11 protein-coding genes are annotated in these 12,910 nt (G+C 62.9%); all 11 read right to left on the minus strand.

Going from position 1 to position 12,910, the window contains the following annotated elements:
- Positions 1-208 precede the first annotated feature (208 nt).
- Positions 209-979, minus strand: a complete 771-nt coding sequence (gene fabG / locus VHD36_10490) for a 3-oxoacyl-[acyl-carrier-protein] reductase (GenBank protein HVU87739.1) — start codon at positions 977-979, stop codon at positions 209-211.
- 39 nt (positions 980-1,018) lie between these two features.
- Positions 1,019-1,936 (minus strand): ACP S-malonyltransferase, encoded by a 918-nt coding sequence (gene fabD, locus VHD36_10495; protein HVU87740.1) that lies wholly within the window; start codon positions 1,934-1,936, stop codon positions 1,019-1,021.
- A 212-nt stretch (positions 1,937-2,148) separates the two neighbouring features.
- Positions 2,149-2,328, minus strand: coding sequence for a 50S ribosomal protein L32 (rpmF, locus tag VHD36_10500; GenBank protein HVU87741.1), 180 nt, complete (start codon positions 2,326-2,328; stop codon positions 2,149-2,151).
- 143 nt (positions 2,329-2,471) lie between these two features.
- Entirely contained in the window at positions 2,472-2,912 is a 441-nt protein-coding gene (locus VHD36_10505; GenBank protein HVU87742.1) for a hypothetical protein, read from the minus strand.
- Positions 2,913-2,953: 41 nt separating this feature from the next.
- Positions 2,954-5,575, minus strand: a complete 2,622-nt coding sequence (alaS, locus tag VHD36_10510) for an alanine--tRNA ligase (protein HVU87743.1) — start codon at positions 5,573-5,575, stop codon at positions 2,954-2,956.
- A gap of 251 nt (positions 5,576-5,826) precedes the next feature.
- A complete protein-coding gene (locus VHD36_10515) occupies positions 5,827-7,356 on the minus strand; it encodes a trypsin-like peptidase domain-containing protein (protein ID HVU87744.1) in 1,530 nt (509 codons plus the stop codon).
- 97 nt (positions 7,357-7,453) lie between these two features.
- Positions 7,454-8,587, minus strand: coding sequence for a recombinase RecA (recA, locus tag VHD36_10520; GenBank protein ID HVU87745.1), 1,134 nt, complete (start codon positions 8,585-8,587; stop codon positions 7,454-7,456).
- Between the two features lie 244 nt (positions 8,588-8,831).
- Complete coding sequence (gene thpR / locus VHD36_10525) at positions 8,832-9,398, minus strand: RNA 2',3'-cyclic phosphodiesterase (protein ID HVU87746.1); 567 nt, start codon at positions 9,396-9,398, stop codon at positions 8,832-8,834.
- Positions 9,399-9,519: 121 nt separating this feature from the next.
- A complete protein-coding gene (locus VHD36_10530; GenBank protein ID HVU87747.1) occupies positions 9,520-10,422 on the minus strand; it encodes a PfkB family carbohydrate kinase in 903 nt (300 codons plus the stop codon).
- Positions 10,423-10,628: 206 nt separating this feature from the next.
- On the minus strand, positions 10,629-11,555 hold the full coding sequence (locus VHD36_10535) for an alpha/beta hydrolase (GenBank protein ID HVU87748.1): 927 nt from the start codon (positions 11,553-11,555) through the stop codon (positions 10,629-10,631).
- Positions 11,556-11,676: 121 nt separating this feature from the next.
- Positions 11,677-12,642 carry an aldo/keto reductase gene (locus tag VHD36_10540; protein ID HVU87749.1) on the minus strand — a complete coding sequence of 322 codons (966 nt, stop codon included), beginning with the start codon at positions 12,640-12,642 and terminating at the stop codon, positions 11,677-11,679.
- Between the last annotated feature and the right edge of the window lie 268 nt (positions 12,643-12,910).

A 12,910-nucleotide genomic window follows, 5' to 3' on the forward strand; every position in this document is an offset into this window, starting at 1 on the left:
CAACGGGCTGCGACATCGCAGGGATGCGATGGCAAAATATCGACGTAAGTCGTTATTTTGCGAGCCGTGCGAAGCTTTGCTTCGCACTTGGCGAGGTTGAAAAAAGCCACGAGGGCTTTTTTCAACAGGCTGCTAGACCGAAGCGACGCGTCCCACGGACTTTGCGATCAAACGGTTGCCGCTATGGTCGGGATCGTTCGCACGCTCATCACGCCGTTAAACCGCCGTCGATCGTCAACACGTGTCCCGTAATGTACGAAGCCGCGTTGCTTACCAGAAACAACACACTGCCGACAACCTCGTCTGGCGTTCCCAGCCGTCGCACCGGTACTCGATTGACGACCTCCTCCAGGACCTTCTCGCCCAGTTTGTCCGTCATTTCCGTCTCGATAAAGCCCGGCGCGATGGCATTTACTGTCACCTTGCGGGTCGCCAACTCGCGGGCCACCGAACGCGTCATGCCGATCAAGCCTGCTTTCGAGGCCGAATAATTGGCCTGCCCTGGGTTGCCCATCAAGCCCGACACGCTGGCGATGTTTACGATCCGGCCATAGCGTCCCTGCATCATCGGCCGCGTGACGGCCCGGGTGAACAGAAAGGCGCCGCGCAGGTTGGTGTTGATCACGTCGTCCCACTGGTCGTCCTGCATGCGTGGGATGAGCGTGTCGCGCGTGATGCCGGCATTGTTGACGAGAATCTGCAGCTTCTCCCATTTTTCGAGCACAGCGTCGACCGTCTTTTGCACGCTCTCGGACTGAGTCACGTCGCAGGAGAAAGCTTCGGCCGTGCCGCCGGCTGAGGCGATTTCGTCCACCGTACTGCGCAGCTTGTCAGCATTGCGCGCGATGCACGCCACGCGGGCACCCGCGCGCGCCAAACCCACGGCGATCGCGCGGCCCAAACCCTGAGAGGCTCCGGTGACAATCGCCGTCTGGCCGCGCAGGTCGACCGACAGTTTCGCGTCGAAGGTGTCCGCCACAGCACACTCCTTTATGTTCGTAGCCGGCACAAGGCCGCGCTAATCCATCACACTTTGACAGGCAATCTTGCGATCGATGCGCCGCAGCAAGCCGCGCAACACGCGTCCGGGCCCGACCTCATAAAACTGGTCGACGCCCTGGTCGATCAGATGGCGCAACGAATCCTCCCAGCGCACCGGATTCACGACCTGCTTGACCAACAGGGCGCGAATCTCTTCGGGGTTCGCGTGCGCCGCGGCATCGACATTCGAGACGACGGGGATCTTTGGGTCGTGCATCTTTACCTTGGCCAGGCCCGCCGAGAGCCGCGCCACGGCCGGTTCCATGATCTTGGTGTGAAACGCGCCGGCCACGGCCAGGGGAACGGCCTTCATGGCGCCCGATTTTTCGGCCAGCTCGGCAGCGCGCTCGCAGGCGGCATTGCTGCCCGAGATCACGATATTCCCGGGACAAAGCAAATTGGCGATTTCCAATACGTCGCCGCCACGGGCCTGATCGACGACCGATTGCACCTGTACGCGTTCCATGCCGAGGATGCTGACCATGCCACTGGGAGCAGCGTCGGCGGCATCCTGCATGGCCGCGCCGCGCAATTGCACGAGCCGCAATCCATCTTCGAAATCCAATACGCCGGCAAACGTCAGCGCGGTGTATTCACCCAGGCTCAGGCCGGCCGCCGCCTCGCACGACAGCACCACATCGGGCGACTCCGCCCGCAGGGCTTCGACGGCGGCCAGGCTGGTGACGAAGAGCGCCGGCTGACTGATGACGGTCGAATCAAGCTCCTCGGCCGGCCCTTCGAAGCAGAGCTTGGCCAGGTCGAAGCCCAGGACCGCATTCGCGCGGTCGTACAGCTCGCGCACGGCAGGCAGCTTCTCGGCCAAGGCCGCGCCCATTCCGACGCTCTGCGCGCCCTGCCCGGGAAACAGAAAGGCGATCTTCGACACCGGCGGCATTCCTTGTGTGTGAGCGCAACAGCACGCTGGGCCGCTGCGCGAGAACCTGACGAGCGCTTAGTTTAGCAATCCGTGGCCACGGCGCAAGACCAGGATGCTGAGGGCGCAAGGTAGGAAACGGGCAGACATCGAGCGCACTCCCGCATCGATGTTCAAAAAGGACCCACTTGTTGGACGGCAGGGCGCCGGGCGGGTACGAGCGAAGACGGGTGCTATTCCGCCGGCTCGACCATGACGCGACCCATGTAGTAGCCGCAATTCGGGCAAACCACGTGCGAGGGCAGGGCGGTGCTGCACTGCGGACAGTAGTGCAATTGCGGCGGGGTCTTGAAGTCATGGGCCCGACGGCTGCGGGTCTTCGAATTCGATTGACGGCGTTTTGGTACGGCCATGATCGTGAGATTCCTCGGTACCGGGCGACAAAAACGAGGCCGCTCGGCACCAGCCAAGCCTGCTCAAACTCGCGGAAACGACTCACTTTAGGGGGCGATTCCAGGGCTGTCAATCGGTCGCCGCTGGGCCAAACTCGCAGGTTTTAAACTAACCCCGTTGCCCAGAACCCCGCCAGCATCAGGCAAAAGCCCAGGTGCAACACGAGCAAGGCGAGGACTGCAAAGCCCAGGTAGCTAAACGGCTCTGTCCGCCGCACCCAGCAGCGCCAATAGACGAGCAGCCCTTCGATAATGATGGCCGCGACCAGGGCAGGCGTTCCGCCAGGCGACGCCCAAGCCAACAGTGCGGCGAGCGCCGTTACGCCGAACAGCATGGCGAGACTGAATTGCAGCGGCGTCCCGCTCCGCTCGCGACGGTAATCGAAATAGTAGGCCCCAACCAGGCCCAGGAACGTGTAGCCGCAAAACCGCGCCGTCCAGAGCACCGTCAGCGGGTCCACGCCCAACAACTCAAGAAGCGGCGCGCACATGCCCGCGATCAGGAAGAGCACCGCGGCCGAGAGAAAAATGGTTCGAATGGCCATATCCGCTCGCTGTTCGTGCTCTAGATCAACTGCCGACCGTGCTACCCCACGTGCGCCGCGAGTTGATCATGGATCGCCTGGCGGGCTCGATCAAGCGCCGCGGGTAATTTCGCGGGATCCTTGCCGCCCGCCTCGGCCATGTCGGGACGGCCGCCGCCTGAGCCGCCGACGACCTCGGCCGCCGCTTTGACCCACTGGCCCGCGTGCACCTTCTTTTGCTCCAGGTCCCGGCTTACACCCGCGGCCAGCACGACTTTGTCCTGCTCGACGCTGGCCAGGAATACGGCCGTAGGCGTTCCCTTGCGCCGCAATTGATCGATCAATTGCCGCAAGACAGGGCGTGTGCCGCCGGGCACCTCGGCCACGATGACCTTCGTTCCAGAAACATCCTCGGCCGTGGCCAACAGCTTTTCGGCCGAAAATTCCTCGCCCGACGGGCCGCGGGCCGGCTGCTTTTTCAACTCGCGCACTTCTTTGGCCAGGGCCGCCACGCGAGCCGGCACTTCGCTGACCGGAACCTTCAAAGTCGCCGCCACCTCGGCCAACAGCGCCTCTTCATCCTGCACCTTTTGCAAGGCCGCCGGGCCGGTGAGGGCCGTGATCCGGCGCGTCCCGGCTGCCACGCTCTCTTCGCCGACGATCTTGAACAGACCGGCTTGTCCCGTGTTGCTCAGGTGCGTGCCGCCGCACAGTTCCTTGCTGAAGTCCCCCATCGACACCACGCGCACCACGTCGGGGTACTTCTCGCCAAAGAGCATCATCGCCCCCAGCTTGCGGGCGTCGGCGATCGGCATGGTCGTCCATTGCACGGGCACGGCCGAGGTCACGCGGGCGTTCACTTCGGCTTCGATCTTGCGCAGCTCTTCGTGCGACAGCGGTCGCGGGTTGGGGAAATCAAAACGCAGCCAATCGCGATCGACTTTCGAGCCCTGCTGCTGGGCATGCGCGCCCAGGTGCGTGCGCAGAGCGTAATGCAGCATGTGCGTGGCGGAATGGGCCCGGATAATGCCGGCGCGACGCTCGGCATCCACGCGCGCCGTCACCGTGGCGCCCTGCCGCAGGATGCCGGAGCGCAGGTGGCCGACGTGCAGGATGAACCCGCCCTCGCGGAGCGTGTTCGTTACCTCGAAGCGCACGCCTTCGGCCACCAGGTTGCCGGTGTCGCCGACCTGACCGCCGCTCTCGCCGTAGAACGGGCTCTTGTCGAGCACGACAACGACTGGTTGCGCGTGCCCAACTTCGTTGATCTGATCGCACAGTTTGTCCTGCGCAATCAAGCCCACCACGCGGGCCTGCGATTCCAGGGTCTCGTAGCCCAGGAACTCCGTACCGTGCATCGCCTTCTTGAGCGCATCCAACGGGCTCGACTGAAAAAGCTCGACCTTCTGGCCGCCCCCCGACTCGACGCCGTGCCGCTCCATCGCCGCGCGATAACCGGCCCAATCGAACGTGAAGTTTCGCTCGGCGGCGAGTGTTTCGAACAGTTCAGGCGGAAAACCGTGCGTGGTGTACATGTCGGCCGCTTCTTCGCCCGAGACCATCACCCGGCCGCTCTTACCCATGTCGCGGAAGATGCGATCAATGCGGTCCAGGCCGCCGTCGATGGTCGAGAAGAAGTTCCCCTCCTCCTTCGAGATCACTTGCGCGACGCGCGTGGCAGTCTCGGCCAATTCGGGGTACGGCCCGCGCATTAGCTCGACCACTTTCGGTACCAGCAAGTGCAGGAACGGCGCGTGCAATCCGATCTGATGGCCGTCGAGCACCGCCCGGCGCAGAAGCCGCTTGACGACGTACTTCTCCTTGTTGGGACCGGGATACACGTTTTCGTGAATCGCGAACGTACAGGCGCGGATGTGATCGGCAATGCGCCGCAGCCGGCGCCCGTGCTCGCTCGTGGGGTCGTACTTGATGCCGCACACTTCGCCGGCCGCTTCGACCAGGGGGCGCAAAATGTCGATGTGGTAGTTCGTCTCGACCCCTTGCATGACCGCCGCGGCCCGCTCGAGCCCCATGCCGGTATCGATGTTCTTGCTCGGCAGCGGCCGCAAATTGTCGGGCGGATTGCCAACGCGATTGAACTGTGTGAAAACCAGGTTCCAGATCTCGACCGAACCGGAATCGGAGTGAAAGAATATCTCGCTGCACGGCCCGCAGACGCCGTCAGGCCCCTGGCTGGGCGCTCCGGCAGGCCAGAAATTGTCGTCTTCGCCGAAGCGATCGATCTTGTTCGTCGGCAGCTTGATCTCGTTGGCCCAGATGTTCGCGGCCTCGTCATCGTCGACGTAGACCGAGACGCTCAGTTGTGCGGGCGGCAGCGCGAGCCATTTCTTGCTGGTGAGAAACTCCCAGGCCCACTGGATCGCTTCGCGCTTGAAATAATCGCCGAAGCTGAAATTGCCCAGCATCTCGAAAAACGTGTGGTGGTAGGCGGTGCGGCCGACGTTATCGATATCGCCGGTGCGCAGGCATTTCTGGCAGGTCGTGGCGCGGGTGAACTCGAGCTTGCACTTGCCGAGAAAATGATCCTTGAACTGGTTCATGCCGGCCGGCGTGAACAAGACCGACGGGTCCCAGACGGGGACCAGGACGTCGCTGGGGCGGCGCACGCACCCCTTCGACTCGAAAAAGGTCAGATATTTTTCGCGTAATTCGTCCGTCTTCATCGCTGTTTCGCGCTCAGTGCCGCGGGAAGTGCCAGAAACCGGCCATCATAGCCGGACCCGAGAAAAGCAACCAGCGGAGCCGCGCGGCGTCGCCCGCGAAACGGTGCCAAGAAAGAGCCGCTTCGCGGCGGAGAAGCGCCGCTGAAATCACCCGGTTTCCGTAAGCCCTGTCAGCAAGACCGGGACACGGCGGCCGTGGTTCACGAAGCTAGCGCGTGGCCGGATAAGTCGACGGGCAAAATGAGTTTGCCCTACGGCTGCGGGTGCACGGTCACCATATCGCTCTTTCCGGGAGCGGCGGCCAGACGCAACATGACATCACCGTCTTTCTCCGCGATCGCCTTCTGGAATTCGTCGGGCGTTTCCACGCGCACTCCGCCAACGTGGCTGATGAGCATCGAACGGCGCAAGCCCGCTTCCCACGCGGGACTCCCCTCGACAACGTCGCGGACGATCACGCAGGGATCGGCCGGAGCTTCGCCCGAGTTCACGCGCGACTGGTATTCGAGCATGGCGGTCGCGTAATCGACCGTCAAACCGCGCCAAGAAGGCGACGGCTTGGTGACGATCACTTTGCCTTGCACGGGGAACTTGGCCAGCGGCACCTGCCGATGGAAAAGGCGGCCGCCACGCTCGACCGTGATGCGCGCCGGGCTGCCCGCGGGTAACTGGCCGATGTTCAACATCAAGTCGTCGCCGTCGCGGATCCAGTGTTCGTTCACCGCCTTGATGACGTCGTTCGGACGGATATCCGCTTGCCGCGCTGGGCCGGCGGCATAGATCATGTCGACGCGCACGCCGTTGCCGGGCCGCCCCTCGTCGCGGCGAAATGTGATCCCCAGCAGGCCGTGCGTACGTTCCTCGCCGGCCTTGAGCTTGTCGACCGTTTCGCGGAAAGCGTCGTCGACCGGAATGGCGTAACCGGCGGCTTGCTCATAACCGGCGACCGCAGCCAGGCTGGTAGTGAGCCCGACCATTTCCCCCTGCAGATTCAAAAGCGCCCCGCCGCTGGTCCCGAGGTTCAGCTTGGCATCGGTTTGGATCAGCGATCCAAAGTGCTGCAGCGTCGGCCGGCTGGGGGCGCCGTTATCGCCTGCCACGGGCGGACTTTTGCGTTGCAGGTTCGCGACGATTCCCCAACTGGCGCTCGCCTGCCCATCGCGAGCGATCGCGTACGGGTTGCCCAGCGCGATGACGATTTGCCCTTTCTGCAGTTTCGTACTGTCACCGAACGTCATCGGCACGAACTCGTTATCCGTTACTGGCTCGATGACTTCCAGCACGGCCAGATCGCTATACGGAGAGGCTCCCTTCACCGTGGCACGGTAAACCTTGCGCGAGACCGTTGTCACGTAGTAGTCGCTCTTCTCCTCCAGCGCGAGCGCATGATGGTTCGTGAGTACCAACCCCTTGCCGATGATCACGCCCGTGGCGAACGCCGTGGGGACGAACTCCGGATCGTGCGGCCCTTGCTGGGCGAGCCCTTGCCGCCCGTTGAAGAAATTCGGCTGAACGTCGGCCAGCCCGTTCCCCTTGTCGGCGACGCGGGCAATGCTGACGACCGATTTCTCGCTGCGGGCGATGGCCGCTACCACGGCATCCTGTAGAGCAATCGCTGCCGCCAGGCCGCTTGGCTCTTCCGCTCGAATGCTCGACGGCGCTGACAGACCAACAAGTAACCAGCCAACAGCCAGGCAGGCGACAGCCCTGGCTCCCCCGCGCCGTGCTGGTAGCGTACGGCAATTCTCGCAACCGACAGAATAAAGCTGCGTTCGACTCATGCCTCTACCCGATCCCTAATCATTCACCCGCAGCGTTCGTGTCACGAAAGCTTATCGGGTGCTGAGGGGGCCGGGTCCGCGCCGAGCGCCCTCACGTTTATTCGCCGCCGTCGCTATTTCCTTCACTCGCACTGGCCGCCGCCAAAGGGGCGCCGGCCGCCATGATTTTTTGCTTCAGCTCCTCGACCAGGGCCGGATTCTCGACGAGGTAAGCCCGCGTCTTTTCGCGTCCCTGACCGAGCTGCATTTCGCCGTACCGGAACCACGCCCCCGAGCGGACGATCAGCTTTTGGGCCATGGCCAGGTCGAGCACGTCCCCTTCGTAACTGATGCCGTCAGCGTGCATCATATCAAACTCTGCCACGCGGAACGGAGGCGCGACCTTGTTTTTGACCACCTTGGCCCGTACCCGCTGGCCGACCACATCCTCCCCCTCTTTGAGCTGGCCGATACGGCGGACGTCGATGCGGCAGGAGCTATAGAACTTCAAGGCCCGGCCGCCGGGAGTGGTCTCGGGGCTGCCGAACATGACGCCGATCTTCTCGCGGATCTGGTTGATGAAAATCACGCTCGTCTTGCTCTTGGCGATGGCGCCCGTCAGCTTGCGCATGGCCTGGCTCATGAGGCGTGCTTGCAAACCGACGAAAGAATCGCCGATCTCGCCTTCGAGCTCTTTTTGCGGAACCAGGGCGGCGACCGAGTCGACCACGATCACGTCCACGGCGTTCGACTTGATGAGCATCTCGGTGATTTGCATCGCCTCTTCGCCGCTGCCCGGCTGACTCACCAGGAGCGTCTCCAACTCGACGCCGAGCTTTTTCGCCCAACCAGGATCGAGGGCGTGTTCCGCATCGATAAAGGCGGCGATGCCACCGCCCCGCTGGGCCCGGGCCACCACGTGAAGGGCCAACGTGGTCTTGCCGCTCGATTCGGGCCCGAAGATCTCGATGATGCGTCCCTTAGGAATTCCCTGGCCGCCAAGGGCCAGGTCCAGCGATAAGCTGCCGGTCGACACACCCTGAATTTGCACGGCCTTATCGGTCCCCAGGGGCATGATGGCCCCTTCGCCGAACTGCTTTTCGATCTGCGCCACCGCGTTCTTCAATGGCGCACTGCCGTCGAGCACCGACTTCGCGGCGTCCTTCTCACGCGCCTCACTGTTCCGCGCGGGCTTCGTCGTGGGGGCTTCTTTTTTGACCATACGATGATTCGTTTTCACCGCGGTAACCATGCGCACAATCCTTGTTCTGGTAGTAGCTTACGCCACGTGCGCCCCAGCCATCGACGGGCCGACGCACAGGGCCATTGCCATAATCAGTGAACGCATGAATACTATATCGGTGTACACTACTCCCTTCAAGAGAGAAATTTGAGGATTTCCGCCAAGCACATAGGCAACTTTCGGCCGACATTATGGGGCCGTTCCCGGCACGCCGGCAACGCTTTTTCGCACGAGTAGCCCCGGCGACGGCATTTTACAGCCCACCCAGCTCGGCGGTGGCCAGCGGCTCATGAATTGGGCCGCCGCGATCAAGTTCACTAGAGAATGTCACCACTTCATCGACATCGATGACCCCCGCCACGAAATCGGCATGTTCGGCCAGCACGCGGGCGAGCTCGGCCATGCCACGGTCGGCGTTGCGCACGCGACCGATCGTCAGGTGCGCGCGGAAGCGGCGTTGCTCGGCGCGAAAGCCGATCGCGGCCAGCGACTCGTCGAGCGCTTTGTGCAAAGCATCGATCTCTTCGGCACCCTCGTCGGCGCCAATCCAGACGGTGCGCGGGTGCGACAGATTCGGAAATGCCCCGGCCCCGGCCAGGCGTAACGAAAACGGAGGCACATCGGCTGTAGCCCGCGCCACCGCGTCGCAAACCTCCGGGATGTCGCGCAGGTCGACGTCGCCCAGGAACTTCAGCGTCAGGTGCATGTGGTCGGGCTTGACCCAGCGAACATTCGCGCCGGTCGCCTGCAGTTTGCTGATCAGGCGCGCGGCGCGCAGTTGCACCTCGGAAGAAACTTCGACGGCGATGAACGTTCGCACGCTGCGCTGCATGATGCTTTGAGCGACTACTCCCGCGCGCCAACACGGCCTGGCGAGTGCCGAACGGCCAGAACGAGCTTCGCGAATCCGGCCGTGGCAACAATCCCTACAAGCTGAACGTTTAGAAGCTGAGCATGCGCCGATATTCCTGCATGCGGCGTTCCAAATCGTCGCGTTCGATCCTTTTCATGCGCTCCAGGCTGAAATCTTCGACCGTGAAGCTGGCCACCAGCGTGCCGTAAGCCAGGGCGGTTTTCAGCGTTTGCGGGTCGAATTTCTGCTGTTCGGCCAGGTAGCCCATCATGCCACCCGCGAAGGTGTCGCCGGCGCCCGTGGGGTCGATGACGTCGGGCGTGGGATAGGCAGGCATGACGTAGGTTTCGTTCTCGCCGAAGAACATCGCCCCGTGCTCTCCTTTTTTCACGACCACGAATTTCGGGCCCAGCTTGCGGACCGCATGGCCGGCGCGCACGAGGTTCTCTTCGCCCGTCAGTAGCCGGGCTTCGCTGTCGTTCAGGACCAGTCCGTCGATGCGCTTGAACAGAGCCAGCAACTCGTCGCGCTGGATGTTGATCCACAGATCCATCGTATCGGCGACCACCAGCTCGGCCTCGGACATCTGCTCGAGCACTTTGAGCTGGATCAACGGCGAGCCGTTGCCAAGAAAGATAAATCGCGAGCGGCGATACTCTTGGGGGATCACAGGATCGAATTTCCCCAGCACGTTCAGATGCACTTCCAGCGTTTCGCGGTCGTTCATGTTGGGCAGGTACTTGCCGCTCCAGCGAAAAGTCTTTTCGCCCTTCAAGACATTGAGGCCGCGTGTATCGACCTTGCGCGCTTCGAGCAGCCGGGTATGCTCCGCCGGCCAATCCTCGCCCACGTCTCCCACCAGCTTGGCCGAGGTGAAGTAGCTGGCCGCGTAGGAAAAAAAGACGGCCGACCCCCCCAGCACGTTGTCGCGCTTGTCGGTCGGTGTTTCCACACTATCGAGCGCCACCGAGCCCCAGACCAATAAAGACATAATGTTCCCGCCGTTCTAAAGGAGATCGGAGAAGGGGCCGGCCGCAAATCCATTCGCAAGCGTCGGCCAGATTATGGACCAAACCGGCGCGCATGCAAGGCACGCACAGGGCCGGGCCGCATCCAGAACAGGCGCGCGCTGTTCGAAATGTCGCGCGCCCCGATGGTGCGCAGATGACACGGGCGACGAACCGCTTGAGCTCCTGGCTATTTTTTGGCGGCGGCGCCCTTAAGCGAACGATCGAAATGTTCCCACATGTCCGCGACCGAGTGCTCCATTTCCTTGCCGGCCCAGCCATGCCCGGCACCGACGATCAGCTCGACGCGCGCCGGAATGCCGGCGTTCGTCAGGGCACTTGTCATCTGATAAGCCTGGTCGGTCGGAATCAGCGGATCGCGCGTGCCGAAGAACAACAGCATCGGCGCATCCCCCTTGTTGACGTACGTGATCGGCGAGGCCTGCTTGCACACGTCGACTTTTTCGCTGGGCCTCCCGCCCACGAAACCGGCCAGGATTTGGGTCGACATTTCCGGGAATTCGCCGACCAGGTTGCAAGGACCCACGAAGCTGACCACCGATTGCACCTTGCTCGGCTGATCGGCGTGCCCGCCGTCGCCTTCGAGGCCGTCGCTCGTGTCCATCGTGCCGAGCATCATTGCCAGGTGAGCCCCGGCCGACATGCCGACCGCCCCGATCTTGTCGGGATCGATGTGGCGCTCGCTGGCCACGCTGCGCAGATAGCGCACCGCGCACTTCGCGTCCTCGACTTGCGCGGGAAAGAGATACTTCGGCGCAAAGCGGTAGCTGATCGTGGCCGCTACGTAGCCGTGCTCGGCAGCTTGCTTCGTCAGCCCTTTCATGTCCTGACGATTGCCCGCCCGCCAACCGCCGCCATGAATCAATACAATGGCGGGGACGGGATGATCGAGCCCCTTGGGCGTGGCGATGTCGAGCTTTAATTCCTCGTCGCCCCCTTTGCCATAGACAACGTCTGTCTCGTAGTCGACCTCGGGTTCGTCGGCATGCGCGACCAGCGCGGGACGCTCCGCCGCGACAAAAGTGATCGCTGCCAGAACGACCAGCGACGTGATCTTGCGTAGAGAGCCGCGAGATTGATTGCGACAGACGTGCATAGGATTCTCCCAAGCTGATGCGCGACAGGGCGATCGACGAAACGTGAAGCTGTTGAAGGCAGCCCGAACTCGGCTCGATTTTAGATTCGCGCGCGGGCGAATGCCATGCACCGCGTATGAGCTACACCGCATTGCGCGAAACGGCCTGCCCCCTCATGGCTAGGGCTCGGTCGATGGCCGAGAGCTGCGCGTCGTCCAACTTCCAGCCCAATGCTCCGGCGTTTTCGCGCAACTGGTCCGGCCGTTTCGCGCCGCACAGGGCCGCGGTGATCCCGGGGCGATGGATCGTCCAGGTGATCACAACCTCGGCGACCGACTTGCCGGCCGCGCGGCCGATCGCGCGCAGAGCGTCGACCAGGTCCTGATTTTTTTGCCACTCTTCGCCCTGGAACATCGGGTACTTCGCGCGGCCGTCGGCCGGATCGAAGACGTGATTCCGCGGCAGCTTGCCGGCCAAGAGCCCCTTCATAAGCGGCCAATAAACCACGAGCGACACTTGCTGCGCGACGCACCACGGCACAATGTCTTCCTCGATCTCGCGCTGCAGCATGTTGTATTTCGGCTGGCACGCCGTAACGGGACAGACCGCGGCGAACTGCTGAAGCTCGGCGAGCGAAACGTTCGACACGCCGACCGAACGCGTTTTGCCGGCAGCCAGTAGCTCGGCCATGCCGCCGGCGGTTTCCGCGATCGGCACCTGCGGGTCGGGCGCGTGCAGATAGAGCAGTTCGACGCGGTCGGTTCCTAGCCGGCGCAGGCTTTCCTCGCATTCACGCCGGAGTGTGTCGGGTCGCGCGTCGTGCAGGCGCTCGCCGTTGGGCCCCCAATGCAGGCCCCCCTTGGTAGCGATAACCATTTGCTCGCGCTTAGCGCCCAGAGCCGCGGCGATCAGCCGCTCGCTTTCGCCCGATCGTCCGTAGTTGTAGGCGGTGTCGAGAAAGTTAACGCCCAGATCGAGACAGGCCGCGATCGTCGCTCGGCTGTCGGCATCATTAACGCCCAGGCTGGTCATGCCGGCAATCGGCCAGCAACCGAGCGCGACGGGCGACACCTGGATATCGGTCTTTCCTAAACGGCGAAGTTCCATATGCGGATGAGCTCGAGAGAATCTTAGCCACCGAGGTCACAGAGGACGCCGAGAAATGCAAAACGAAGAATGATGAATTGACAACTCGAAACGAAGCGCACTCTGTCGATCCGTTACTCCTCTGTGCCTCTCTGTGAACTCTGTGGCTAGTAAATGAATCTGCGGAAATGTGCGCAATCTGTGGATGCATTCTCTTACACGCGCGCCTGCTGCGCAGCGGCGGCGCCATTCGTCGCGTGTGGCGAGCCAGCGACGGCGGGCTGCAACA

It is taken from the genome of Pirellulales bacterium, from assembly GCA_035546535.1.
Lineage (GTDB): Bacteria > Planctomycetota > Planctomycetia > Pirellulales > JACPPG01 > JACPPG01.